This window comes from Acinetobacter sp. ACIN00229, assembly GCF_016106645.1.
GTDB classification, from domain to species: domain Bacteria; phylum Pseudomonadota; class Gammaproteobacteria; order Pseudomonadales; family Moraxellaceae; genus Acinetobacter; species Acinetobacter oleivorans.
The window spans coordinates 101,157-125,175 of the sequence record NZ_JADWOM010000013.1 but is presented as its reverse complement, the minus strand read 5'-3'; the positions used below and the strand labels follow the sequence as shown (position 1 = coordinate 125,175).

24 protein-coding genes are annotated in these 24,019 nt (G+C 38.0%); 18 read left to right on the top strand and 6 right to left on the bottom strand.

The genetic code is table 11. From position 1 onward, the window contains the following. Window positions 1–289: 289 nt before the first annotated feature. Window positions 290–973 (bottom strand): FMN-dependent NADH-azoreductase, encoded by a 684-nt coding sequence (locus I7H67_RS13470; protein ID WP_198308086.1) that lies wholly within the window; start codon window positions 971–973, stop codon window positions 290–292. Between the two features lie 118 nt (window positions 974–1,091). On the opposite strand from I7H67_RS13470, the gene I7H67_RS13465 reads away from it, so the two are divergent. From I7H67_RS13465 to I7H67_RS13455, 3 genes are all read left to right on the top strand, one after another. Next, window positions 1,092–1,943 carry a LysR family transcriptional regulator gene (locus tag I7H67_RS13465; RefSeq protein ID WP_198308085.1) on the top strand — a complete coding sequence of 284 codons (852 nt, stop codon included), beginning with the start codon at window positions 1,092–1,094 and terminating at the stop codon, window positions 1,941–1,943. A 97-nt stretch (window positions 1,944–2,040) separates the two neighbouring features. Continuing rightward, the gene (locus tag I7H67_RS13460; protein ID WP_005304955.1) at window positions 2,041–2,307 is read left to right on the top strand and encodes a hypothetical protein; all 267 of its coding nucleotides are present in this window, start codon (window positions 2,041–2,043) and stop codon (window positions 2,305–2,307) included. Between the two features lie 178 nt (window positions 2,308–2,485). Further along, on the top strand, window positions 2,486–2,821 hold the full coding sequence (locus I7H67_RS13455; protein WP_198308084.1) for a hypothetical protein: 336 nt from the start codon (window positions 2,486–2,488) through the stop codon (window positions 2,819–2,821). 68 nt (window positions 2,822–2,889) lie between these two features. On the opposite strand, the gene I7H67_RS13450 is transcribed toward I7H67_RS13455, so the two are convergent. After that, on the bottom strand, window positions 2,890–3,054 hold the full coding sequence (locus I7H67_RS13450; RefSeq protein ID WP_002113596.1) for a hypothetical protein: 165 nt from the start codon (window positions 3,052–3,054) through the stop codon (window positions 2,890–2,892). A 471-nt stretch (window positions 3,055–3,525) separates the two neighbouring features. Between I7H67_RS13450 and I7H67_RS13445 the strand changes: the two genes are divergently transcribed. The 8 genes from I7H67_RS13445 to I7H67_RS13410 all read left to right on the top strand — a co-directional run bounded on the left by I7H67_RS13445 (window position 3,526) and on the right by I7H67_RS13410 (window position 10,942). Continuing rightward, entirely contained in the window at window positions 3,526–3,831 is a 306-nt protein-coding gene (locus I7H67_RS13445; protein WP_005304960.1) for a YcgL domain-containing protein, read from the top strand. Then, window positions 3,824–4,210 (top strand): hypothetical protein, encoded by a 387-nt coding sequence (locus tag I7H67_RS13440; RefSeq protein ID WP_013198006.1) that lies wholly within the window; start codon window positions 3,824–3,826, stop codon window positions 4,208–4,210. Before I7H67_RS13445 ends, I7H67_RS13440 begins: the two co-directional genes overlap by 8 nt. Before the next feature lie 29 nt (window positions 4,211–4,239). Then, window positions 4,240–5,091, top strand: a complete 852-nt coding sequence (locus tag I7H67_RS13435) for an AAA family ATPase (RefSeq protein ID WP_198308083.1) — start codon at window positions 4,240–4,242, stop codon at window positions 5,089–5,091. A 15-nt stretch (window positions 5,092–5,106) separates the two neighbouring features. Beyond that, window positions 5,107–6,294 (top strand): vWA domain-containing protein, encoded by a 1,188-nt coding sequence (locus I7H67_RS13430; protein ID WP_004792541.1) that lies wholly within the window; start codon window positions 5,107–5,109, stop codon window positions 6,292–6,294. Window positions 6,295–6,331: 37 nt separating this feature from the next. After that, window positions 6,332–7,537 (top strand): tryptophan synthase subunit beta, encoded by a 1,206-nt coding sequence (gene trpB / locus I7H67_RS13425; protein ID WP_198308082.1) that lies wholly within the window; start codon window positions 6,332–6,334, stop codon window positions 7,535–7,537. Between the two features lie 237 nt (window positions 7,538–7,774). Beyond that, the gene (gene prmB, locus I7H67_RS13420; RefSeq protein ID WP_198308081.1) at window positions 7,775–8,779 is read left to right on the top strand and encodes a 50S ribosomal protein L3 N(5)-glutamine methyltransferase; all 1,005 of its coding nucleotides are present in this window, start codon (window positions 7,775–7,777) and stop codon (window positions 8,777–8,779) included. A 12-nt stretch (window positions 8,780–8,791) separates the two neighbouring features. Then, window positions 8,792–9,883 carry a chorismate synthase gene (gene aroC / locus I7H67_RS13415; protein ID WP_151768570.1) on the top strand — a complete coding sequence of 364 codons (1,092 nt, stop codon included), beginning with the start codon at window positions 8,792–8,794 and terminating at the stop codon, window positions 9,881–9,883. Between the two features lie 333 nt (window positions 9,884–10,216). Beyond that, on the top strand, window positions 10,217–10,942 hold the full coding sequence (locus I7H67_RS13410) for a hypothetical protein (protein ID WP_198308080.1): 726 nt from the start codon (window positions 10,217–10,219) through the stop codon (window positions 10,940–10,942). Between the two features lie 242 nt (window positions 10,943–11,184). Here I7H67_RS13410 and I7H67_RS13405 read toward each other — a convergent pair whose 3' ends face one another. Next, on the bottom strand, window positions 11,185–12,414 hold the full coding sequence (locus tag I7H67_RS13405) for a GGDEF domain-containing protein (protein ID WP_005304984.1): 1,230 nt from the start codon (window positions 12,412–12,414) through the stop codon (window positions 11,185–11,187). A 320-nt stretch (window positions 12,415–12,734) separates the two neighbouring features. Here I7H67_RS13405 and I7H67_RS13400 point away from each other — a divergent pair, with 320 nt between their 5' ends. Then, window positions 12,735–13,487, top strand: coding sequence for a TenA family transcriptional regulator (locus I7H67_RS13400; RefSeq protein WP_005304987.1), 753 nt, complete (start codon window positions 12,735–12,737; stop codon window positions 13,485–13,487). Window positions 13,488–13,537: 50 nt separating this feature from the next. Here I7H67_RS13400 and I7H67_RS13395 read toward each other — a convergent pair whose 3' ends face one another. Together I7H67_RS13395 and lipA are read right to left on the bottom strand one after the other, a co-directional pair. Next, entirely contained in the window at window positions 13,538–14,677 is a 1,140-nt protein-coding gene (locus I7H67_RS13395; protein WP_198308079.1) for a transcriptional regulator, read from the bottom strand. A gap of 156 nt (window positions 14,678–14,833) precedes the next feature. Continuing rightward, window positions 14,834–15,820: a lipoyl synthase gene (gene lipA, locus I7H67_RS13390; RefSeq protein WP_198308078.1), complete on the bottom strand. Its 987-nt coding sequence runs from the start codon at window positions 15,818–15,820 to the stop codon at window positions 14,834–14,836. Window positions 15,821–16,172: 352 nt separating this feature from the next. Here lipA and I7H67_RS13385 point away from each other — a divergent pair, with 352 nt between their 5' ends. The 6 genes from I7H67_RS13385 to I7H67_RS13360 are packed head-to-tail and all read left to right on the top strand — an operon-like array spanning window position 16,173 to window position 23,019. Then, window positions 16,173–17,135, top strand: a complete 963-nt coding sequence (locus I7H67_RS13385; RefSeq protein ID WP_198308077.1) for a thiamine pyrophosphate-dependent dehydrogenase E1 component subunit alpha — start codon at window positions 16,173–16,175, stop codon at window positions 17,133–17,135. Window positions 17,136–17,148: 13 nt separating this feature from the next. Next, window positions 17,149–18,168 carry an alpha-ketoacid dehydrogenase subunit beta gene (locus I7H67_RS13380; protein ID WP_049836581.1) on the top strand — a complete coding sequence of 340 codons (1,020 nt, stop codon included), beginning with the start codon at window positions 17,149–17,151 and terminating at the stop codon, window positions 18,166–18,168. Between the two features lies 1 nt (window position 18,169). Then, the gene (locus tag I7H67_RS13375) at window positions 18,170–19,705 is read left to right on the top strand and encodes a 2-oxo acid dehydrogenase subunit E2 (protein WP_198308076.1); all 1,536 of its coding nucleotides are present in this window, start codon (window positions 18,170–18,172) and stop codon (window positions 19,703–19,705) included. A gap of 10 nt (window positions 19,706–19,715) precedes the next feature. Beyond that, entirely contained in the window at window positions 19,716–21,119 is a 1,404-nt protein-coding gene (gene lpdA / locus I7H67_RS13370; protein WP_151283163.1) for a dihydrolipoyl dehydrogenase, read from the top strand. Between the two features lie 26 nt (window positions 21,120–21,145). Next, window positions 21,146–21,931, top strand: coding sequence for an acetoin reductase (locus I7H67_RS13365; protein ID WP_198308075.1), 786 nt, complete (start codon window positions 21,146–21,148; stop codon window positions 21,929–21,931). A gap of 29 nt (window positions 21,932–21,960) precedes the next feature. Then, window positions 21,961–23,019 carry a 2,3-butanediol dehydrogenase gene (locus I7H67_RS13360; RefSeq protein WP_198308074.1) on the top strand — a complete coding sequence of 353 codons (1,059 nt, stop codon included), beginning with the start codon at window positions 21,961–21,963 and terminating at the stop codon, window positions 23,017–23,019. Between the two features lie 47 nt (window positions 23,020–23,066). Here the strand turns inward: I7H67_RS13360 and I7H67_RS13355 are convergent, their stop codons facing one another. Continuing rightward, on the bottom strand, window positions 23,067–23,978 hold the full coding sequence (locus tag I7H67_RS13355; protein ID WP_198308073.1) for a bestrophin family protein: 912 nt from the start codon (window positions 23,976–23,978) through the stop codon (window positions 23,067–23,069). Between the last annotated feature and the right edge of the window lie 41 nt (window positions 23,979–24,019).

Below are 24,019 nucleotides of genomic sequence, written 5' to 3'. Positions count from 1 at the left end.
TATTAAAAAGCTAGTAAAGTGATGGGTTGAAGTAATTTTAATTTGTAAAATTGATAATGAATTAAATTAACTTCTTCAATGAGAAAAATTCAATTGATTAAACATACAGGTCTGTATATTCTTGGTTGTAAGAAAAACAATTTCAATATAAATAATATATAACTATAAGTTTGTTTCAGTGCAGAAATAAGAAAGCCGACCCAATTGGGTCGGCTTTTTATTTTTTAATGATATAGCTCAGTTAAAATGTCAGTAGGTTATTAGATTTTAAAAATTAACTATTAATATTCTACGGATTTTTTGTGAATGAACTAGCAAGTTCAGCTACAAGTTCTTCAGCTTTTTGAAAAGCATTTTCTAATGACTTTATATGTCGTTCATCTCCAAACTCTTGATATTCTGAGACAATTTCATAAATTTTCTCTACACCTAAATATTTACTGAGTGTACGCAGGTGAGGTACAAGATGATTCATATTGTGACGAATTCCATCTTTCTCAAAACCAAACTCTCCACTAGACGTGATAATGATTAAAATTTTTCCAGATAAAAGAGGTTGTAAAGGGAAGTCTCCTCGAGCAAGGTCAAAATCAAATGTTTTACTAATCCGAATAATTTGGTCAAACCATGCTTTGAGTTGAGCAGGCATACCGTAATTGTACATAGGGGAAGAAATTAGAATGATATCTGAACTCGAAACCTCCGCTATTAACTGATCGGATATTGATAAGACATCGCATTGAGTTTGTGTTCTTTTATTTTCAGGTGTGAATACGGCATCAATCCAGTCCTGAGTAATAAATGGAGGTGGATTCATTCCTACATCCCGATAAATATACTCATCCATAGGCTTTTTATTTTTCCATAAACTGACCAATCGGCTGGCAATATTTTTAGAAATCGAATTATGGTTTGAATTAGGATTAATCGCAGCTCTTACACTAGCATCTATATGTAATATTTTACTCATCATAAATTCCAAAAAAGTTAAGGTTTAATTTATTTTGAGTTTTAAAAGATAAGTAGACAAACGAGAAAATTACATTTATAGATGAGTTTAGTTCATCTATAAGTATCACTTTGGAGAAAGCATGCAAGTCTCTTTGCAAGCACTTAAGGCATTTGAATCAGCCGCTCGATTGGGGAGTTTTAAATTGGCTGCTGAAGAACTTTCGCTAACACCAACTGCAATTTCACATCATATTACTAATTTAGAAAGCAGATTAAATGTTGATTTATTTCATCGACAAGTAAGAAAAATAACGCTTACAACCACCGGAGAGAGACTTGCTGGGGCAATTTCTGAAGGGTTTCGTAAAATTGAAGATGCATTAGATGAAATAACAGTAAATGGAAATGTAGTGAGAGTGGCTAGTACGTCTTCACTCGCTGCAATGCTGTTAATTCCTTCTATAAATGAATTTTATCAATTGCACCCCGATATCTCAGTTGAATTCTCTACAGGCGAAGCTTTAGAAAGTCATTTATATACATTGCCTATTCGATATGGTGATGTATCTTCAGTACCAGCTAAAGATGTCCTTAAATATGAGTCTTTTAATGTATTTGGTGCATCTAAACTTGCTCTGACCAAAGATGTGAGTGAGCCAATAACGTTATTCACCACTGAATGGAAAAATAAAGCACTACCAAGTCCACCATTAGACACATGGCTTGAGGTGAATGGATGGAAAAAGGAGAGGGTGATAATTAAGAAATTTGATCAGGAAATTTTTGGCATACATGAGGCTTTATCTGCCAATGGATTAGTTTTTTGTTCTGCTACACTTACCCATAGGTTCGTTAAGGCGAATCTTTTACAGGAGTTTAAAACCAAACCCATTCAATCAGAACTGTGTTACTACATTCCAAATAAGGAAGATTTTAAAAATAGAAATGCGAGAAAATTTATTGAATGGGTAGAAAGTTTATTCAACCAATAAACTTATATCTTTGATTGGTTTTAACTATACAACACTAAAACTCATATAGCCTTTTTATGCTATAAACTTAGATAAATTAATAATTAGAGAGATAAATATGCTTAACAACTTTAATGCTGAACAAGCTCGTCAAAATGCTAAAAACTTTAAAATAAATCAAGACGTCATATTGGAAAAAATTTTAACTGGTACTGAGTCAGAATCTAAGGAGGGAAAGAGAAAAGCAACTTTCTGGTTTCCTGTTGATGCTATAAGCCCTGATCATCTTACTCTGGTTGAAGAGGAACTTAAAAACAGAGGGTTTAATGTCTCAACTGATATTGAGCACTCTGGTACCACGATCACAATTGAAATAAGCTTCTAATTATCGCTGTGTTTTAACAAACCATCCTTAAAACAAGGGTGGTTTTTTGTTGCATGATTTTCTGTGATTTAGAGGAAGTAAGTATAAATTTATTTACAATTAAACTTATATTAATCAGGATATTATTTGACAGCTTCCATCTTCTTCTGTAGCTTTACTTTTTAAGTGGAATATGGATATGAACTTCCAAACAATACTTTTATCTTTCAAAAATCAATCTACTGGTACAGATGCATTTAAAGATTTAAAAAATGCTTGTGAACAGTCTCTTAAAGAATCTCAAAATACAAAAGAAAAAGCAGCCGTCTATTTAATCTATGGTTTTGCGCGTAGCTACGTGATCTTATATGAAGATGAAGCCGTAACGTCTGAATTTGCCAACACCTCTAAGTCTATGCTTATAGACTACATGGAATGTTTAAATGAAGCTCTATTAAGTCAAAATGATAGCGCTATTTTGAATGCCTTAAATCAAGTAAGCGATGACTATATAAAGGGCTCTCGAGTTTTCTAAACACTATTAATTTATTTTTGATGAAAATACTTCTTTAGCCCAAGCTAAAGAAGTATTTAATGTTTATTTTAGTGAGACTTTTTCTTACCCCCACCATCTTGTTTATTGACAGTAGACCATGCAATTCGTTCAGCTTCTTCTTGAGAATGACCTCTATCTACTTCACTCTCAACAATATGTTTAGCCTGACGTTTTTGCTTTGCTGTATAAGCTGTTTTATCACCGCGAGGCATAAGTTCATCCTCCATATCTATCATTAAGATACTTAATATTTAAACATGCTGAGAATTTAAACCAGTTAAGTAATGTCTCCCAATGTGTATTAAGTAGTTAGAAGTTTTACCTAAATGTGAATTTGAAAAGGTAATAAATCACTTTAATATCATAAATTTCATAGTATTAATGTGTGCAAGTATTAAAAATAGATCACAAAAAGTACTCAGTAACGAACATTTTTTCTTTTTTCCTAAAAATTGTTTTTATTTTATTAAAGTTGAAAATTAGGTTTAGTGTTTAAAATCAAATATTTATTAATTTGTTGTGAAAGCGAATTTTTATCTGGAACAAAGTTATTATCGACCTTAATCAATGTTGTAGGTTAATATTTCCCAAGAATTAAAAAAACGACTGATGCGTAAACAAACCTGCGTGTGTGAGTCGTTTTTTTTCATGTATGCTGTCCTTAGTTCAAGAGTTGATTTGAAATGCACTGTGATATTTATAGATCGAGCAAAAAAGATGAAATGTACATGTATATTGCTCGTCCAAACTATCCTGACGATGCGGAACAAGCTGATCCGTTTGAAAATGTTCCTGAAGCTGTTTTACAAGCGTTTGGTCGTGCAACGTTTGTCATGCATTTAGAATTAGCTCCAACACGTAAATTGGCGCGTGCTAATGTTTTACATGTTTTAGACTCATTACAAACAAAAGGTTTCTTTATTCAGATGCCACCAGAAGGGTTAATTAACCCAAATGCGGTTGAACCAGAGGGCTTACGTGGTGCGTGAAGATCAAACTGGAATAATGAATCAATTATTCTCTTTTTTGGATGTTGTTCCTGAAGGTGTTATTGCTTTAACAGCTTACGGAATAGGCGCTATTATTGCTTTATGGTGTTGGTGGCGATTAATGCGTCGCCTTCCTACAACTTTTGGTGCAATTAGCTGGCTTATTGTATTTGCTATTTTAGTTACCCCAACAGTGTCTGAAGGACCAAATGCATCGGTAGCACCGGCTATTTTTGGACTTCTATTTGGTGTTTTAACCAAAGATAGCCCTCTAATTTGGTCAAATTTATCTTTAATTCTGTTTGTAGTTGGTCTAGGTTTGGTTGTTGGCTATTGTTGGTCAAAATATTCAACAAACAAAAGCATGCGTTCCATCTAACCATTGAAATAGAAAAATAAGGTCTTTACATGTCTGCTGATACCCAACATTTTACCGGTACAGATCAATATATCGCGACTGATAGTCTTAAGCTCGCTGTAAAAGCAGCTCGTGCTTTACAAAAGCCTTTACTAATTAAGGGTGAACCTGGCACGGGTAAAACTTTACTTGCTGAACAAGTAGCACAAAGCTTGGGTTTAAAACTGATCACTTGGCATATCAAATCCACAACCAAAGCGCAGCAAGGGTTGTATGAGTATGATGCGGTTTCTCGTTTAAGAGATAGCCAGTTAGGTGATGATCGAGTTTACGATATTAAGAACTATATTAAACCCGGTAAACTGTGGGAAGCTTTCACGAGTGAAGAGCGTTGTGTTTTGTTAATTGATGAAATTGATAAAGCCGATATCGAGTTTCCAAATGACTTGCTGCATGAACTCGATAAAATGTCTTTTTATGTTTATGAAACCAATGAAACAATTACGGCAACACAACGCCCGATTGTAATTATTACTTCAAATAATGAAAAAGAATTACCAGATGCTTTCTTGCGTCGTTGTTTCTTTCATTACATTGAGTTTCCAGATGAAGCTACAATGCGAGAAATCATTGCGGTTCATTTCCCAAATATCTCTGCAACACTAGTAAACGAAGCTTTACAGGTTTTCTTTAAACTACGTGAAATTCCTAATTTGAAGAAACCACCATCAACCTCTGAGTTAATTGATTGGTTAAGCTTACTGATGGCAGATGATATGCCAGAAGATGTATTACGCAATCGAGATACATTAAAAGCGATTCCACCTTTATATGGTGCGCTGATCAAAAACGAGCAGGATGTGCAACTCCTCGAACGTTTGGCTTTCATGTCTCGACGTTAAAGGAGGGAATAACCCATGTTTGTGCGGTTATTTTACACCTTACGTAAATACGGTGTTCCAGTTACAACTCGTGAACTCATTGACTTAAACCGTGCTGTGAGTGAAGGCTTAGTTTTTGCTGATCAAGAAGAGTTCTATCAACTTGCTAAAACAATTTTAGTTAAAGATGAGCGCTTTTTTGACAAGTTCGATCGTGCCATGAAAGATTATTTTGACGGCATTGAAACCTTTGATCTGGACGAGTTACTCAAGCAAGTTCATAAGTTGCCAAAAGACTGGTTTGATTTAGAACTTCTAGAAAAGCATTTAACTCCTGAACAACGAGCAGAACTCCAAAAAGCAGGTTCTTTAGAAGAACTGATGAAAATGCTGGAAGAGCGGTTACGCGAACAGCATAAAAAACATCAGGGTGGTAACCGCATGGTGGGTACTGGTGGTACTTCACCTTTTGGGGCTTTTGGAGATCATCCAGAAGGTGTCAGAATTGGTGGACCAGGGCGTAAACGTTCGGCAGTTAAAGTCTGGGAACAGCGTAAATATCAAAATCTAGATGATGACCAAGTTCTTGGTACTCGCCAAATGCAAATTGCTTTACGACGCTTACGTAAATTTGCGCGCCAAGGTGCAGCTGAAGAGTTGGACGTTGACGGTACAATCCGTGAAACAGCCAAGCAAGGTATTTTAGATGTTCAAATGGTACCTGAGCGTCGAAACCGAATAAAAGTGCTGATGTTGTTCGATGTGGGCGGTTCGATGGATGCTCATATTGCTCAATGCGAAAAACTGTTTAGTGCTGCTAAAAGTGAGTTTAAGACACTCGAATACTTCTATTTCCATAATTGTCTCTATGACTATGTCTGGAAAGATAACTACCGAAGAACAGCCACCCGTATGAATACATGGGATTTGTTTCACACCTATGGACGCGACTATCGTGTAATTGTAGTGGGTGATGCCAGTATGGCACCGTATGAGTTGAAATCGGTGGGTGGCTCGGTTGAATATATGAATGATGAAACAGGTGAAGTTTGGTTACGTCGCCTACGTCAACATTTTGATAAAACAGCGTGGTTAAACCCTGAAACAGAAGGGTATTGGCATTACACTCAAACCATTGGTTGGATTAAAGAGATTTTTGAAAATCATATGTATCCAATGACGCTAAAAGGCATTGAGGATTTAACGCGTTACCTTTCTCGATAAGCTTAATAACTTTAATAATTTAAAAAAGAGGGATGATATGCAACATCAAATTAACGGTATTGCTTTGCCGAATGAACAAGGATTTTTTGGTGAATATGGCGGACAATTCATTCCTCCACATTTAAAAGAAGCAATGGATGAAATTAATGTTGCTTATGAAGAAATTCGCCATACAGCTGAATTTCAAAATGAACTATCAGACCTCTTTACAAATTATGTAGGCCGTCCAAGTCCGTTATTTCATGCGAAGCGTCTATCTGAACACTTAGGTGGCGCACAAATTTACTTAAAACGTGAAGATTTGAACCACACGGGCGCCCACAAAATTAATCACTGCTTAGGTGAAGCTTTACTTGCTAAATATATGGGCAAAAAGAAAGTTATTGCTGAAACAGGTGCTGGTCAGCATGGGGTCGCTTTGGCAACCGCTTGTGCATTAGTAGGAATTCCCTGTGAAATTCACATGGGTCAAGTCGATATCGAAAAAGAACATCCAAATGTGGTCAAAATGAAAATTTTGGGTGCTCATTTGGTGGCAGTTACACGTGGTACAGCAACATTAAAAGATGCTGTAGATAGTGCATTTGAAGAATATTTAAAAGATCCTGAAAACTTTATATATGCGATTGGTTCTGTTGTGGGTCCGCATCCATTCCCTAAAATGGTTCGAGATTTTCAATCGATTATTGGTAATGAAATTAAAGATCAAACGCATCAGCGATTTGGAAAAAGTCCAGATTATGTTGTGGCATGTGTAGGTGGTGGTTCAAATGCAATAGGTGCATTTACTGCATTTTTAAATGACTCAGACGTAAAACTTGTTGGGGTTGAGCCAGCTGGACATGGTTTAGAAACCAATATGCACTCAGCAACGCTAACTTTAGGTAAGCCAAGTCAAATTCATGGTATGGCGTGTTATGTGCTTGAAAATGACGCGGGTGAACCTTTACCTGTGCATTCTATTGCTTCAGGACTAGACTATCCGGGTGTTGGGCCACAACACAGCTTTTTAAAAGATTTAGGGCGTGTTGAATATAGCACTGCAACTGACCAAGAATGTTTAGATGCTTTTATGACACTTTCTCGTGTTGAAGGCATTGTTCCAGCGCTTGAAAGCTCACACGCTGTCGCATGGGCAATTCGTGAAGCGCCAAAAATGCCGAAAGAAACCATGATTGTGGTGAATCTATCGGGCCGTGGAGATAAAGACTCTGATTATGTAGCCGAAAAACTTAAGCTTTAAGGCGACTAAACTCGAAAAGCGGTCAGTATTTAAAGGCCGCTTTTTTATTTTAAAAATTTAAATCAATCTCTAGTTAAAAGTTCATTATTTCTTAATTAAAACAAAGTATTCTGATTTTAATGTGTGATTGTTAGAGATCGGCATGTAAAACTCTTGTTCACAAGGCAAAGCGTTGCTTTGCTGTACCTCACTCAGTAGAATAGTCACTTTGCAAAATTTGCCTTTGGAGACGCCTAAGTGGAGCGACCGACGATTAGCCCTGAAAATTTACAGGAAGCGGCTGAAAATTTATCAACAATTCGAGATTTTATTCGTTTTGGGGTATCAGCATTACGTCAACATGATGCACATTTAGGACAAGGTACTGAAGATTATTTTGCAGAAAGCTCTGCATTAGTTTTACAAACCTTATCTCTTGAATGGTCAGCAGACGCAGAGATTCTAGATGCGAAGTTATTACCAAGCGAAAAAGCAGAATTTTTAAGCTTATTGGAACGTCGTATCAATGACCGTATTCCAACATCTTATTTATTAAATCTTGCTTATTTCTTTAATAAGCCATTCTATGTAGATGAGCGTGTACTCATTCCACGTTCACCAATTGCAGAATTAATTGAGCAACGTTTTGCACCATATTGTTTAGATGAAAATGGTCAAATGCGTGAAGCTCTTAATAATTTGCCAGAAAATACAAAACCTAAAACTCCACAACGTATCTTAGATATGTGTACAGGTTCTGGATGTATTGCGGTTGCTTTGGCTTATGCATATCCAGACGCTGAAATAGATGCAACTGACATTTCTAAAGAAGCTTTAGAAGTTGCTTCAATTAATACTGAACACCACAATAAGCAATATCAAGTTGCATTACTTGAATCTGACTTGTTTGCCAAGATTCCAGCTGAAAATCAGTATGATTTGATTGTAAGTAATCCTCCATATGTTGATGCTGAAGATATGGCTGACTTACCAGAAGAGTTTTTACATGAACCTGAACTTGCATTGGCAGCAGGCCAAGATGGTTTAGATTTAGTTCGTAAAATGCTCGCACAAGCGGCAGATTACTTAACTGAAGATGGTCTTATTGTCATTGAAGTAGGTAATTCTGAATGGTCTATGCGTCAGAACTTTAATACGATTGATTTCAACTGGCTCACTTTCCAAAAAGGTGGTTCAGGTATTTTTGCTTTGACTGCTGAACAATGTCGCCGTTATAGAAAACTATTTGAAGAGCAAATATAAGGAGTTGGGCATATGGCAGGGAATAGTATTGGACAACTCTTTCGTGTAACCACTTGTGGTGAGTCTCATGGCGTTGGCTTAATGGCAATTGTTGATGGTGTGCCACCAGGCCTTGAGCTAACTGAAGAAGACTTGCAAAAAGATCTTGACCGTCGTAAACCGGGAACTTCTAAATTTGCGACTCAACGTAAAGAGCCAGATCAGGTTAAAATCATTTCAGGTGTTTTTGAAGGTAAAACGACAGGCACGCCAATTGGTTTGTTGATTGAGAATACTGATCAGAAATCAAAAGATTACGGCAATATTGCCCAAACTTTTAGACCTGGCCATGCCGACTATACATATACGCAAAAATACGGCTTCCGTGACTATCGTGGCGGTGGCCGTTCAAGTGCTCGAGAAACTGCTATGCGTGTTGCAGCGGGTGCAATTGCTAAAAAATATTTAGCAGAAAAATTTGGCATCTTGATTCGTGGTCATGTTACTCAAATCGGCAATGAAGTTGCCGAAAAACTGGATTGGAATGAAGTTCCGAATAATCCATTTTTCTGTGGTGATGTAGATGCTGTTCCACGTTTTGAAGCTTTGGTGACTTCTTTACGTGAACAGGGAACAAGCTGTGGCGCGAAGCTAGAAATTTTAGCTGAAAAAGTTCCTGTAGGCTGGGGTGAACCTGTTTTTGACCGTTTAGATGCTGATATTGCTCATGCGATGATGAGTATTAATGCGGTTAAAGGGGTAGAAATTGGTGATGGTTTTGCAGTTGCTGGACAGTTTGGTCATGAAACACGTGATGAATTGACCAGTAATGGCTTTTTAGCGAATCATGCTGGTGGGATTTTGGGTGGTATTTCAAGTGGTCAATCCATTCAAGTTGCTATTGCACTAAAACCAACAGCAAGCATTACAACACCAGGTAAAACGATTAATTTAAATCGTGAAGATACCGATGTGTTGACTAAAGGTCGTCATGATCCATGCGTAGGCGTACGTGCAACACCGATTGCAGAAGCAATGCTAGCGATTGTTTTAATGGATCATTTCCTACGCCATCGTGCTCAAAATGCAGATGTTATTCCGCCATTTGCGCCAATTGAACCTTAATCATATTTTTTGATTATAGTACATGAAACCCCGTATTTAATTTAAATATGGGGTTTTAAGTTTTTATTACACTGAAGTTTGATTAAATTTTAAATTATTATCTTGTCTTATAATGTTTATATAAATATAATATTCTGCGATTTATTTTTGAATATATTTATCTGTAAAAATCAGCAATTAAATATTGTTAATTTTTACTAAACTAGATTTTTATATTTATCAAATAAAGTTAATTTAATCAAATTGCTTTTATATAAGCTTACTACATATTTAAATTTTTAATACTTTAAACAAAGAGTTTTCAAAGTCATCATTGAAATTGGGGAAATATCAATGAATCAATGCACATATAGAATTGGCTGTATGTCAAAGGATAGGCTATTGCCTAAAAATTTAGAGGCAATGATAAAAGTTATTCATGACTTATCTTTGTCATCTCATCTTTTAGGAAATTGGATATACAGCGAAGACAATCCAGACATACATATTATTGATTTAGATAGCGGTTACACCAATATACTTATTCCAAAAAAAATTAAGATCGTATTAAGTAATAATCCTGAGCTTTTAAAAGGCTATCAGTATGGCTTGAAGAGACCAATAAGGTATCAGGAGCTTCTCAATATTTTACAAGATATTGAGAAGAATGAATATTTTAAAATTAGTCATCAAGAACGTATAACTAATAATGAGAATATAGTCTCTAAAGATCATTTAGAGACAAAGATTCTTTATAAACTTGTATGTTATCCAAATTTTAAAAACATTCATGCAGAGCAGATTGTTAATGTTACTAGAGTCTGTGCTTTATTATCTATTGAATCAAAAACAGCTCAAGAAATTAAGAGGTTTTTGAATTTATCCCTTGATGAAATACAAAAAATTATAGAAATAATAAAAAAAGAAGCTTATCCAAATTATGAAACAATACATGAAAATATTGTTTCGATTTTACCATTTTCGGCTGAAACCATTTCTACTGTGCCGCAGAGAATAGAACAAAATTCATTTCTTTATTTTTTAATTAAATTTTGGAAGAAACTAAAGGGTGGGTTCTAATGAAATGGAATTTTTCTACATTATATGGATTGGAGCCTATAATTTTTATTATCTAATAAAAAAGTTGATTAATTGAAAGTCGCTAAATTTATTAAGTTTATACAAGCCATTTTTAACAGATGGTTTAAAACTTAAATAAAAGAGATTTTCATATGTACTGATTCTAAATTGTTTTTTAGCTTTGCCACGGATGGAAAAGCTAATTATTTATATTGAGTCATTTCAAATGTAAGTCAGACTTTTTAAGTTAAATCTACAATTTGTTCTTCGTTTACAGCAATCTTATATTGATTACGCCCATTCGTTTTTGCCTTATACAAAGCATGGTCAGCGCGTGCTACGAAAGCAGAAATTGAATCGTTTAGGCGTGGAATCGTAGTTGCAACACCAACGCTAATAGTGACTTGTGGTGAAACATCACTACATGGGTGTTTAATTGCAATTTTATCAATAGCATTCATTAAACGTTCAACTTGGATCAAGGCTTGCTGAGAATTTGTCATTGGAAATAACAGTAAAAATTCTTCACCACCATAACGAGCAACCAAATCACCACTACGTGCAGCAATAGAGGAAATAGCAATAGCGATTTCTTTTAAGCATTCATCACCCTTTAGATGTCCTAAAGTGTCGTTGTAAGCTTTAAAATAGTCGATATCGACCATCATGATGGTAAGGGGTGTTTCATGCCGTAAAGCACGGCGCCATTCGTTATCCAGTGTTTCGTCTAGATAGCGTCGATTGGCTAAACCGGTGAGTGCATCTTGCTGGGAAAGCAAAGATAATTGCTGTGCTTGCTGCATCAGTTCAATGCGATTCAGCTCGATCATGCAGTTTTGTAAGTAGTTTTCTCGATGTTGGCGGTCAGTTGCATAGGCAAGGGTCATTCCCAAGAAACTACTGAAGGTGTAAGTCCGGTTCAAGAAAGTCCAGTCGATCACCCCATTTAAGTAGTTACTTACCAAAATTCCAACAAGTCCTCCAACCCACCCAGCAAATATGGCGGTATAAAAACGCATACCTACTGCACCATAGATAATCACAATCGCATACATCATCGCCGCATGAAAAAGAACGTTCTCTTGGCCATTTTCTATAACGTTAATTAAAATAAAAGTAATTGCGACTGCTAAAGCTGAGCCAATTCCTACATAATAATCAAAATACTGATTTAATTTTTTAATAAACGATAAAATCCAGGCAAGGAAAATAATTACACCCACCCAAGAATAATAACTAAACCAGGGTAAAACTTGTTCAGTTGGCAATACTTGATATATACCAAAGCTTAAAAATATATATAATATTAAAATAATAGGCGCTCTATAGCGGAACTCATAGGCAGCACCGTTTTGGTATTGAAAACGATAAATCGTTTCAAGCTGCTTTGGAAACCATACGAAATTTAATCCTCGTGTGGTTAATAAATCTATTTGTTCCTGTCCCAATATATTGGAACCCTGCAACTTCATAATTAATGCTCTCTATATTGGAAGTTGTCATAAAATGAGACTTATTTTTAGTAAAGTTCCATCTAAAAATATTGATTATATAATGTGTGATTTATTCAAAATAATAATACAGATTTTTTAAAAAAGTAATGGTTTTTATCTGAGTTAAATGTGATAAAAATCACGACATTTCAATGATTAGCGTAACAATTATCTAAAGCATCGCAATCCATCGAAAAAAGTTACAAATGGTCGATTAACGATTGTATCTTTATCATTTTCGGATAGACTTGTAGCGTGAAATACAGATGATTGCTGTCATATAAATAGGAAAATTAGCAATGACTGCTCTAAATCAATATGGAATGCATTTAGAAATTACACCGCATAATGGATGGTCACAGCAGTTCTGGGATGACCTGCTACCAGCGAAAGAACGGGTAAGTAAACATCCGTTTTTTTCGGAAATGGCCAATGGGGGATTGAGCCTAAATAGTTTCCGTTATGCTTTACTTAATTTCTATCCATTAGTCGCGCATTTCCCGTCATATATGGCTGGGGCGTTAGGCAAAGCAACAGGGTTTTCTGAACCTGGCGTTACAGAAGCACGAGATTGGTTAATCCAAAATATTAAGGTCGAAGAGCGGCACTTAAAATGGTATCGCGATTGGGCTGGAGGTTTTGGTTTAACTGTAGAAAAGCTTGATAGTGTGCGGCCACCAGCTGCGATGAATGCAGTAAACCATTTCTTATGGAATATGAGTCATCGTGGTAATTTGGCAGAGTGCCTTGCTGCAACAAATCTAGCAATTGAATGGGCAACTGGAGACTGGTCTATTCAGGTCTATAAGGGTATTCATGCATACACTGATCATCCTGACGTAACGATTGATAAACGTTCTTTGGCTTGGTTACGTGCACATGCGCATTATGATGATCTTCATCCTTATGAAGCCATGGAGCTGATTAAGCGTTTATGTAATGATCGTCCTGACTGGCAGCAAAAAGCATTTCATGCTGCTGAAGAAGGGCTGCGTTATTATGAATTAGCTTTAGATGATTGTTATCGGGTGCAGCTTCAAGCTTCTGCTTGATCTCATCTCAATAAAAGGGAGAATATCTATACGATATTCTCCCTTTTATTTTATTCGAGTAATTTTAAAAGTTTAGTTCGATAAGGTGTTTCTTCTGGTAATAATTCAAGTAAACGTTCAACAGCATCTACACGATCTGGCACACGACTGACCACTCGTAATAGTTGATCAACATCTTCAATTTGATAAATCACATGACTCAAGCGAGCATCAAAGCAATCTCGCCATGCACACAAAAATGGACTTTCTGATTTAGCTAAAAAACTTCCTCTATAGAGAGTAAGAGCAGTCGATGTGAAGCCTAGGTTTAATGCTTGCTCTGCCATTAAGAAATCACATTGAATTTCACAGTTAAGTTTATAAGGGCGAGACTCGATAACATCGGGGATTAGGTTTCTAAGTTGAGAAAGTTCTGCTTTTAAGGTGGTGGTACTTACTGGTCGATCGCCATATAAAGCATAGTGAAGTTCTTCAAGATTAATCCCTTCGGGACAAAGGGTTAGAATGCACAGAATCTCAATCTGGCGTTGAGTCAATGTAAGGCTATGCTGATTATATTGAACTTTAGGAGTACGAAAGGCCTTAATATATAAAATATTTTTTTGATGAAGCTGAATTGCTTGCTTCACAATATCAGCGCATCTTTCAACAGCTAAAAGCCCCAGAGAATTATGTTTTTGATATTTGGTCGACAAATTCATAATGCCATAAAATTGGCCTGTATTTGTATCGGTAATTGGTGCCGCATAGCAGACCCAATCTCTTACACTATTCATTTGGTTTTCGTGTGAGTAAACGCAGTTAGCTGAATGAGTATTTAATGCTAAACCAATTGCATTTTGACCTACTGCCTGAGTTGACCACTGGCCACCTTCAACAAAATGGACTTGCTCTGCCGATGAGCGCATCGGTGTACTACTCCATGTCCAAAGTAAAGTACCATGTGGGTCGGTCACACCAATTGCCATATCGGCATCTTCAGCAATATGCATTAAATTCCGATGACACTCGTGAATCGATCGACCAAACAATGAATGTTCCCATTCTTCGGTTAGGTCAAATAATGGAGCCGCATCGAGATCAACTGGTGTTTTTTTTCCTAATTGTTGAGAATGAGATGACTTTTCTGGCCGGAATAATGACGGCGTGGTATCTAAAAAGGGTGATGATAATTGTTTTGACATATCCATATCGAAATTCCTTTATCATTGAAATGGCGTATCCGTAGCCGCTCAACCGTTATAACTTTCTTATTGTGGCTATTTCCTAGTTATCTCCTTACCTTAAATAATTTTATAAGCCTTGACCATTATCCTATTGGATAAGTTTTGTTAATCACCTGATCTTTAAGATAAGACATCTTGTCGGCTGAAAGGCTTTGGTACTTCTTCTCCAAAATATTGTCGATCAGCAAAGTAGCTAGAGCGGACCATAGGAGCACTCCAAATATTTTTAAAACCTAATCGTTTACCGTGTCGCGTGTATCTTTCAAATTCTTGTAAATTTACAAACCGATGAATAGGTGCATGTGACTTTGATGGCTGTAAGTACTGTCCAATGGTAATAAGGTCTACCTGATAATCTTTTAAGTCGTTCAGTAGAGCAAGTACTTCTGCTTCAATTTCTCCTAATCCAACCATTAAGCCAGACTTGGTTTTGATATCGGGACAATATGCTTTAAAGCGTTTTAGTAACTCTAGTGAGTGTTGATAGTCTGAGCCAGGGCGCATCGCTTTATATAAACGCGGAACTGTCTCAATATTATGATTAAACACATCTGGAGGAGATAAGCTCAAAGTCGAAAGAGCTGTCTCTAAACGACCGCGAAAATCTGGTACTAAAATCTCAATCAAAGTTTCTGGGCAGCGTTTTCTGATTTCTTCAATACACTTTACAAAATGTGCAGCGCCGCCATCATGTAGATCATCACGGTCTACAGAGGTAATCACAACATACTTTAAGTTTAGATTTGCGACTGTTTCTGCAAGATGCTTAGGTTCATTTTCATCTAAAGGCATCGGACGACCATGTGCTACATCGCAGAAAGGGCAACGTCTAGTACAGATATCTCCCATAATCATAAATGTTGCCGTACCTCCACCAAAACATTCAGGTAAATTGGGGCATGCTGCTTCTTCGCAAACACTATGTAACTTCTGTTGGCGCAGCAAATTTTTTATGCGTTTAATTTCTTCAAAATCGGTTATTTTGGCTCTAATCCAGTCTGGTTTAGTCGGTAACTCTTCTGTAGGTAAAATTTTAATCGGAATGCGAGCGACTTTATCTGCTCCTCTTAATTTGATACCAGTTTCTACTTGTCTTTTAAAATCCATATTCATAATTCCATTTTATTTAAAACCCGCTTAAACTCCTATATTTTTAATTTAATTAGATCATATTGAAAAGCGCAATTAATTAAAAACACAGGGTGTGGCGAGTATTATAAAATAAGAAAGGTTGGTTAAAGGTTTGTTTTATAAATAAATGAAAATTATAAAAAATTTTTAAAATTATTTTTGATAATTAAGTTTTTGAAATTTAAAAAATAATTACATATATTTTAATTAAAAACTTTTTAGTCTAATAGATTGATTATTAATTTTGAGTTTAATTATTTATAGCGAATTAGATTTTCGCTTGAAACTTGGTTGAATTTTTAAAATCAAGATAATAAAGGAAAAGGATATGCAATTAACGGAAGAGCAATTACTCGCAGCATATAAACGCATGCGTGATATTCGTGAATTTGAGGATCGACTTCACGAAGAAAATACCAATGGTGATATTCCTGGCTTTATTCACTTATATAGTGGTGAAGAAGCTGTAGCAGTCGGGATTTGCGAAAACTTAACCGACAAAGACTATATCACTTCAACACACCGTGGACATGGTCACTGTATTGCAAAAGGCTGTGACATTCACGCCATGATGCTGGAAATTTTTGGTAAAGATGACGGGCTATGCCGTGGAAAAGGCGGTTCTATGCATATTGCCGATTTAGATAAAGGTATGCTCGGTGCCAACGGGATTGTGGGTGGTGGGCCTCCTTTAGCAATTGGTGCGGCGTTGACAGCGAAAACCTTAAAGACTGGTGGCGTCGGACTATCTTTTACAGGTGACGGCGGTTCAAACCAAGGTCTTACTTTTGAAGCAATGAACATGGCGGTTGTTCTTAAACTTCCAGTCATTTTCGTTTTCGAAAATAACGGTTTTGGTGAAGGGACTGGTCATGATTACGCAGTAGGAAGCAAAGACATTGCTGGTCGTGCAGCAGGTTTTGGTTTACCAGCGGTTAAAGTTGACGGTACAGACTTCTTTGCAGTTTATGAAGCAGCCCAAACTGCTATTGAACGTGCACGCCGTGGTGAAGGTCCAAGCGTGATTGAAACCATTACAAACCGTTTTTATGGCCACTTCGAAGGTGACCCTGGCTTGATTCGCTCTAAAGAAGAAGTCGAGTTCATCAAAGAAAATAAAGATCCTTTGAAAATTTTCCGAGAGAAAGTTAAAGGCAAAATTGATGAAGCTAAGCTAGACGAGATCGATGTCGCATCTAAGGCAAATGTCGATGATGCCGTTTCTAAAGCTCGTGCTGCGGCATATCCAAAACCAGAACAACTCCTTACCGACGTCTATGTCTCTTACTAAAGGAATAGTAAAGATGCCAAATAAAAGTTTTCGTAATGCAATTAAAGAAGCCATTGAATCAGAAATGCGCCGCGACCCAACGGTTTTTGTAGTTGGTGAAGATGTTCGCGGTGGACATGGTGGTAAAAATACCGAAGATAACGCGCTTGAAGGCTTCGGTGGTGTACTTGGTGTAACCAAAGGCTTATGGACAGAATTTGGTTCAGAACGTGTTATTGATACGCCAATTACCGAGTCCGCAATTATTGGTATGGCCGCTGGTGCTGCTGCAACAGGTTTACGTCCTGTTGCTGATTTAATGTTTATGGATTTCTATGGCGTGTGTCATGACATGCTTTATAACCAAGCCGCTAAATTCCGTTATATGTTTGGTGGAAAAGCAAAAGCGCCCATGGTTGTACGTGGCATGATTGGCGCAGGTTTTTCTGCAGCAGCTCAGCATTCTCAGTCGCCATATAACGTATTTGCCGCGGTTCCGGGCTTAAAAGTTGTGGTTCCATCTAGTCCATACGACGTAAAAGGGCTATTAATTCAAGCTATTCGTGATGATGACCCTGTAGTGTTCTGTGAGCATAAAATGCTCTATGACATTAAAGGCGAAGTTCCAGATGATGCCTACACCATTCCTTTTGGTGTAGCAAATTACACCCGTGAAGGGACAGACGTGACCATTATTGCTTTAGGCCTGATGGTACACCGTGCCAATGAGGTTGCAGACAAACTAGCAAAAGATGGTATTTCGGTTGAAGTGGTAGACCCTCGTACAATTTCACCTCTGGATGAAGAGGGAATTTTAGAGTCTGTTGCATCGACTGGGCGTGTGGTTATTGTGGATGAATCAGCAGCACGCTGTGGTTTTGGTCATGATGTTGCTGCACTGGTCGCACAAAAAGGTTTCCACTATTTGAAAGCACCTGTTGAACTCGTAACGCCACCACATACGCCTGTTCCATTCTCTCCAGTTTTAGAAAAAGAATGGATTCCAAGTGTAGAGCGTATTGAGCAAGCTGTGCGAAAAACATTGGAGGCTTAGGATGAGCGAAATTAAAACGCTGGAGATCCCGAAATGGGGATTATCCATGGAAGAAGGCACGATTGCCCAATGGTTGATTAAAGAAGGCGATAGCTTTAATAAAGGCGATGAAATTTGTGAAATTGAAACCACAAAAATCGTCAATGTATTAGAAGCGCCTTTTGCTGGAACGCTCCGTAAAATTTTAGCAAAAGACGGTGATACTTTACCTGTTGGTGGTCTCATTGCCGTATGTGCTGATAGTGAAGTTTCTGATGCAGAAATTGAAAAGTTTATCGCATCGCTAGGTAGTTCAGCAGCTAAGGCCTCTGAAGCTCCTTCGGAACAAAGTAAAGCGGAAACATCTGTACCTGTTGCTGAAAAAGCAGAACAGCCACAGATTGCAACAGCTAGCGCTCCAACTCCTGTAAAGGTAGCTAAAGGTGACTACGCTGTACCAGAGCCATTACAAGGCTATCAAACATCTGATGATTTGTTTGCAACACCACATGCGTTAAAGCTTGCAGAAAAGCACAATGTAAACTTGGCAAAAGTCACAGGTTCTGGTCGTGAAGGCCGCATTAGTGTTCAAGACATCCAGAAAGCTGTACAAGCTGCTGGTGGTCAGTGGCCTGATGTTAAGCAGCAAACTCAAGCTAAAGTAGTTAAATCTACTGCCGATGATAGCCAAGTTCTAGCGACACCTGTAGCACGCCGCTTAGCAAAACAATGGGGCATTAACCTAAATGACTGCCGTGTTTCAGGTACTCGTGGTCGTGTCTGTAAAGAAGATGTTGAGGCAGTTTACTATCGTAACAACCCAATGCCAGTAAATGAACAATCTGTGCAATGTGCTGCTCAAGCACAATCGACCGTTACTACTGTAGCGATGAATGGGATGCGTAAGGCGATTGCTTCACGGCTACAGGCTGCAAAACGTAATGCACCACATTTTCGCTTAGTGGTCGATCTAAACGTAGAAGCTTTGCAAAATTTACGTAAGCAGATTAATGAGACTGTTCCACAAGTGAAACTTTCTATTAATGACATGCTAATTAAGGCAGCGGCAGCGGCGCTGATTAAAGTACCTGAGGTGAATGTTCAATTTGATGAGGCGACTCAATCAATTTTACAGTTCTCTCAAGCGGATATTTCGGTGGCTGTAGCGATTCCAAACGGTTTAATTACACCGATTGTAAAAGCAGCAAATCAGAAGTCTTTAGCACAGATTTCCGATGATATGCGTGATTTGGCAACCCGTGCTAAGACTGGTAAGTTACAACCTGACGAGTTTCAGGGCGGTAGCTTTAGCATTTCAAACTTAGGAATGTTAGGCATTAAACAGTTCGATGCCATTATTAATCCACCGCAAGGTGCAATTATGGCATTAGGTGCTTCTGAATCTCGCGCTGTTGTTGAAAATGGCAATGTAGTGGTTCGTGAAATTGTCACAGCAACGTTGTCTTGCGATCACCGAGTTATTGATGGCGCAGTTGGGGCGAAATTCTTGGCCAGCTTTAAGCAGTTTGTTGAAAATCCTGCTTTAATTTTGGTGTAGGAGAACCCGCATGTCAGAAGCTCAATTTGATTTAATTGTGATTGGCGCGGGACCGGGTGGGTATGTGGCTGCAATTCGTGCAGCCCAGCTCGGCTTAAAAACCGCAATTGTAGAAGAGCAACATTTAGGCGGAATTTGTCTAAATTGGGGCTGTATTCCAACTAAAGCTTTGCTTGCAGGGGCAGAGCTTGCAACTCAGTTTAAACATGCAGGACAGTTTGGTTTTCAGGTATCTCAACTCGATTTTGATATTCAAAAGCTTGTGCAACATAGCCGCCAAGTGTCAGCTCAGTTAGTACAAGGCATCGATTATTTACTTAAAAAGAATCAGGTGACCGTGTTTAATGGTCGTGCTCAGCTTACGGCAAAAGAAAAAATTGCAGTGACCGATGCTCAAGGTAACAGTCAGGATTTGAGTGCACCACATATCATTTTGGCAACTGGAGCTAAAGCCCGACATGTTTCTCAACTTCCTGTCGATGGAACATATGTCTGGAGCTATAAAGAAGCGCTTGTTCCAGAGCAGTTACCGAAAAGTTTACTGGTTGTAGGTTCAGGTGCAATTGGTAGTGAGTTTGCTAGCCTTTATCAAGATTTGGGTTGTCAGGTCACGCTTATTGATTTAGCCAAGCAGATTTTACCAACTGAAGATGCGGAAGTTGCCCAATTTGTCAGAAAACAATTTGAACAAAAAGGTATGAAAGTCTTAACCGATGCTGTCGTTCAAAGTATTCAGATTGAAAATGAGCAAGTCCACTGTGTGGTTGAAACAGCAAGTGACGTTCAAACGCTTGTTTTTGACCGCGTGCTTTCGGCAATTGGTGTACAGCCTAATACCACGGGGCTAGGACTAGAACGTTTAGGTGTAGAACTCAATCCACAAGGTTTTGTGGCAATTGATGACTATTGTAAAACCAACGTAGCAGGGCTTTATGCAATTGGTGATGTTGCTGGAGCGCCGTGTCTCGCTCATAAAGCAAGCCATGAAGCCATGATATGTGTTGAGAAAATTGCTGGTGTAGCAAACGTCCATTCACTCGATCGTAGCCAGATTCCGGGTTGTATTTTTACTCATCCACAAGTGGCGAGTATCGGTTTAACGGAAAATGCAGCAAAAGCTAAGAATTTACCTATACGAATCGGCAAGTTTTCTTTAACAGCAAATGGCAAAGCTTTGGCAATTGGTGATGCATCAGGTTTTGTGAAAACGGTGATACATGCAGAGACGGGTGAATTACTTGGTGCACATATGGTCGGCCATGAAGTGACTGAACATATTCAAGGCTTTGCGATTGCTAAATATTTAGAAGCAACTGATGAAAGTTTAGCTCAAGTGATTTTCCCGCATCCAACCTTATCAGAAGCCATGCATGAATCCATTTTGGCCTCAATGCAACGAGCGATTCATATGTAGAAATTCTACATTTAGAGGAGTTGAACATGGTTAAGGGATTAAAAAATAAAGTCGTTTTAGTGACTGGGGCAGCTCAAGGCATTGGCCGTGGGATTGCCCTGCGCTTGGCGCAAGAAGGAGCACATATTGCATTAGTTGATATGAAACAAGATCGATTGAACGATGTGCAGCAGGAAATTCAGGCTTTAGGTGTAAATGCGAGCACATTTATTGCCGACGTAAGTGACCGCGAGCAAGTGTATTCCGCTATAAATCATGCTGAGCAGACACTTGGCGGGTTTGATGTCATGATTAATAATGCTGGAATTGCACAAGTTCAAGCGATTGCTGATATCACACCGGATGAATTTCAAAAAATTGTTGATATCAATATTGGTGGAGTGCTGTGGGGCATACAGGCTGCTGCTGCAAAATTTAAGCAACGTCAACATAAAGGAAAAATCATTAATGCTTGCTCAATTGCAGGCCACGATGGGTTTGCTTTACTCGGTATTTACTCAGCAACCAAATTTGCGGTACGAGCACTTACCCAAGCTGCGGCAAAAGAATATGCCAGTCATGGTATTACGGTAAATGGATATTGCCCCGGAATTGTCGGAACAGACATGTGGGTTGAAATCGATAAACGTTTTGCTGAAATTACCGGTGCAGCAATCGGTGAAACTTATAAAAAGTATGTGGAAGGCATTGCTTTAGGTAGAGCTCAAACACCAGATGATGTAGCTGCATTAGTTGCTTTTCTGGCAAGTGAAGATTCGGACTATATTACGGGTCAATCCATTTTAACGGACGGCGGCATTGTCTATCGCTAAAACAACATCCTGATTTGAGGGAGATAATAATGAAAGCAGCGCGTTTTTATGACAGAGGCGATATTCGTATTGAAGATATCCCTGAACCAGAAGTCACTCCCGGTACTGTAGGTATTAAGGTAGCTTGGTGTGGAATATGTGGTACAGATTTGCATGAGTTTATGGAAGGGCCGATTTTTATTCCACCGTGTGGACATCCGCATCCTATTTCAGGCGAATCTGCGCCGATTACTATGGGACATGAGTTTTCAGGTGTGGTTTATGCCGTAGGTGAAGGTGTTGATGATATTGAAATTGGTCAACATGTCGTTGTAGAGCCTTATATTGTGGCCGATGATGTGCCGACTGGACCGGGCGATAATTATCATCTTTCCAAAAATATGAACTTTATTGGTTTAGGCGGTCGTGGCGGTGGTTTGTCGGAGAAAATAGCAGTTAAACGCCGTTGGGTGCATCCAATTTCCAATAAAATCCCGCTAGATCAGGCAGCCTTAATTGAACCTTTATCGGTGGGTCATCATGCTTTCGTACGTAGTGGCGCAAAAGCTGGAGATATTGCACTGGTTGGAGGTGCGGGCCCAATTGGTTTATTGCTTTCGGCAATTTTAAAAGCGAAAGGTCTTAAGGTTATCATTACCGAGTTAAGTGCCAAACGTAAAGAAAAAGCCAAAGAGTCGGGAGTCGCAGATTATATTTTAGACCCGTCAGAAGTTGATGTTGTTTCTGAGGTCATGAAAATTACTAATGGCGATGGTATCGATGTCGCTTTTGAATGTAGTAGCGTTAACAAGGTGTTAGATACTTTGGTCGCGTCAGTCAAACCAACAGGTGTTATTGTTATTGTTTCGATTTGGAGCCATCCAGCATCAATTAATGTGCATAGTGTGGTAATGAAAGAGCTTGATGTACGAGGCACAATTGCCTACGTAAATGACCATCAAGAAACTATTAAACTGGTCGAAGAAGGTAAAATAAATCTGGAACCTTTTATTACACAGCGTATTCAACTTGATGATTTGATTTCACAAGGTTTTGAAACCTTAATTCATAATAATGAGTCAGCTGTTAAGATTATTGTACAACCCTAAATAAGTACTTAAGCCGATAAAAAAGAGCGATGATTCGCTCTTTTTTATTAAAGTAAGTTGTTGTTTTGAGCTTCAATAATAGGCGGTAATGGTTGTCCTAATGAACTTAAAGACTCTCGTTCAATTAAACGCACAATAGAATCGAGCGGTAAATCATTTTCTTGTAAACCAAAAGGTTCTTCAATTTGAGCACTTAGAGCATCTAAACCTAAAAACATATAAGCGATTAAGCCGACAATAAGCGGTGTCCAAATACCTAAAGCTGCTTCAAGGCTAAACGGTAATATAAAACAGAAACAGTAAACAGCACGATGTAAAAGTACTGAATATGAGTAGGGTAAAGGTGTCCCAGCAATACGGTCACAACCCGCTTGAATATTACCTAGCTCAACAATATGACGCGTCAAAGTGCTATAGATGATGTCACTAATTTCACCATCTTTAAGTATTTTAACTAAATCTTTTTGAATATTTTCGAGTACAAATTGAGGTGCATTAATATGCTCATTTAAATAGTTAAGTGAAGAGTTATTTAAATAAGCATGCTCAAGAAATTTTGTGGGTTCGACTGTTTGTTGACGCAAACGATCGCGCAATAAATTACTAAAAATTAAGACCTGATGAATTAAATGTTCACGTTGCTCATTAGATAAAACATGGCTGTCTCTAACAATATGTCTGGCATTGGCAATTAGCGCACCCCAAAGTTTGCGGCCTTCCCACCAACGGTCATAACATGCGTTATTTCGAAAACCCGTACAAATTGACAGAATCACACCGAAGATAGTAAATCCGATTGCAGGTACGGTAGGAATTTGAATCCAATGATAATAAGAGAGCCAGACTACACATGCTGAAATAAGTACAACAAAACTCAGTGCAGGCAAAACCTTCGGCAAAATTGTTCCTTTCCAAGCAAATAATAATTTAAATACATTGCTTTTATCGCGAACAATCATATAAAGCCTTTGAACTAATGAACCTAACCAAGTGCAATATG

What these genes read in the sequence shown, in the direction of transcription:
- I7H67_RS13470 (WP_198308086.1), bottom strand. Translation starts at nt 973, where the DNA reads ATGATGAGTAAAATATTACATATAGATGCTAGTGTAAGAGCTGCGATT.
- I7H67_RS13465 (WP_198308085.1), top strand. Translation starts at nt 1,092, where the DNA reads ATGCAAGTCTCTTTGCAAGCACTTAAGGCATTTGAATCAGCCGCTCGA.
- I7H67_RS13460 (WP_005304955.1), top strand. Translation starts at nt 2,041, where the DNA reads ATGCTTAACAACTTTAATGCTGAACAAGCTCGTCAAAATGCTAAAAAC.
- I7H67_RS13455 (WP_198308084.1), top strand. Translation starts at nt 2,486, where the DNA reads ATGAACTTCCAAACAATACTTTTATCTTTCAAAAATCAATCTACTGGT.
- I7H67_RS13450 (WP_002113596.1), bottom strand. Translation starts at nt 3,054, where the DNA reads ATGCCTCGCGGTGATAAAACAGCTTATACAGCAAAGCAAAAACGTCAG.
- I7H67_RS13445 (WP_005304960.1), top strand. Translation starts at nt 3,526, where the DNA reads ATGCACTGTGATATTTATAGATCGAGCAAAAAAGATGAAATGTACATG.
- I7H67_RS13435 (WP_198308083.1), top strand. Translation starts at nt 4,240, where the DNA reads ATGTCTGCTGATACCCAACATTTTACCGGTACAGATCAATATATCGCG.
- I7H67_RS13430 (WP_004792541.1), top strand. Translation starts at nt 5,107, where the DNA reads ATGTTTGTGCGGTTATTTTACACCTTACGTAAATACGGTGTTCCAGTT.
- trpB (WP_198308082.1), top strand. Translation starts at nt 6,332, where the DNA reads ATGCAACATCAAATTAACGGTATTGCTTTGCCGAATGAACAAGGATTT.
- aroC (WP_151768570.1), top strand. Translation starts at nt 8,792, where the DNA reads ATGGCAGGGAATAGTATTGGACAACTCTTTCGTGTAACCACTTGTGGT.
- I7H67_RS13410 (WP_198308080.1), top strand. Translation starts at nt 10,217, where the DNA reads ATGAATCAATGCACATATAGAATTGGCTGTATGTCAAAGGATAGGCTA.
- I7H67_RS13405 (WP_005304984.1), bottom strand. Translation starts at nt 12,414, where the DNA reads ATGAAGTTGCAGGGTTCCAATATATTGGGACAGGAACAAATAGATTTA.
- I7H67_RS13400 (WP_005304987.1), top strand. Translation starts at nt 12,735, where the DNA reads ATGACTGCTCTAAATCAATATGGAATGCATTTAGAAATTACACCGCAT.
- I7H67_RS13395 (WP_198308079.1), bottom strand. Translation starts at nt 14,677, where the DNA reads ATGGATATGTCAAAACAATTATCATCACCCTTTTTAGATACCACGCCG.
- lipA (WP_198308078.1), bottom strand. Translation starts at nt 15,820, where the DNA reads ATGGATTTTAAAAGACAAGTAGAAACTGGTATCAAATTAAGAGGAGCA.
- I7H67_RS13385 (WP_198308077.1), top strand. Translation starts at nt 16,173, where the DNA reads ATGCAATTAACGGAAGAGCAATTACTCGCAGCATATAAACGCATGCGT.
- I7H67_RS13380 (WP_049836581.1), top strand. Translation starts at nt 17,149, where the DNA reads ATGCCAAATAAAAGTTTTCGTAATGCAATTAAAGAAGCCATTGAATCA.
- I7H67_RS13375 (WP_198308076.1), top strand. Translation starts at nt 18,170, where the DNA reads ATGAGCGAAATTAAAACGCTGGAGATCCCGAAATGGGGATTATCCATG.
- lpdA (WP_151283163.1), top strand. Translation starts at nt 19,716, where the DNA reads ATGTCAGAAGCTCAATTTGATTTAATTGTGATTGGCGCGGGACCGGGT.
- I7H67_RS13365 (WP_198308075.1), top strand. Translation starts at nt 21,146, where the DNA reads ATGGTTAAGGGATTAAAAAATAAAGTCGTTTTAGTGACTGGGGCAGCT.
- I7H67_RS13360 (WP_198308074.1), top strand. Translation starts at nt 21,961, where the DNA reads ATGAAAGCAGCGCGTTTTTATGACAGAGGCGATATTCGTATTGAAGAT.
- I7H67_RS13355 (WP_198308073.1), bottom strand. Translation starts at nt 23,978, where the DNA reads ATGATTGTTCGCGATAAAAGCAATGTATTTAAATTATTATTTGCTTGG.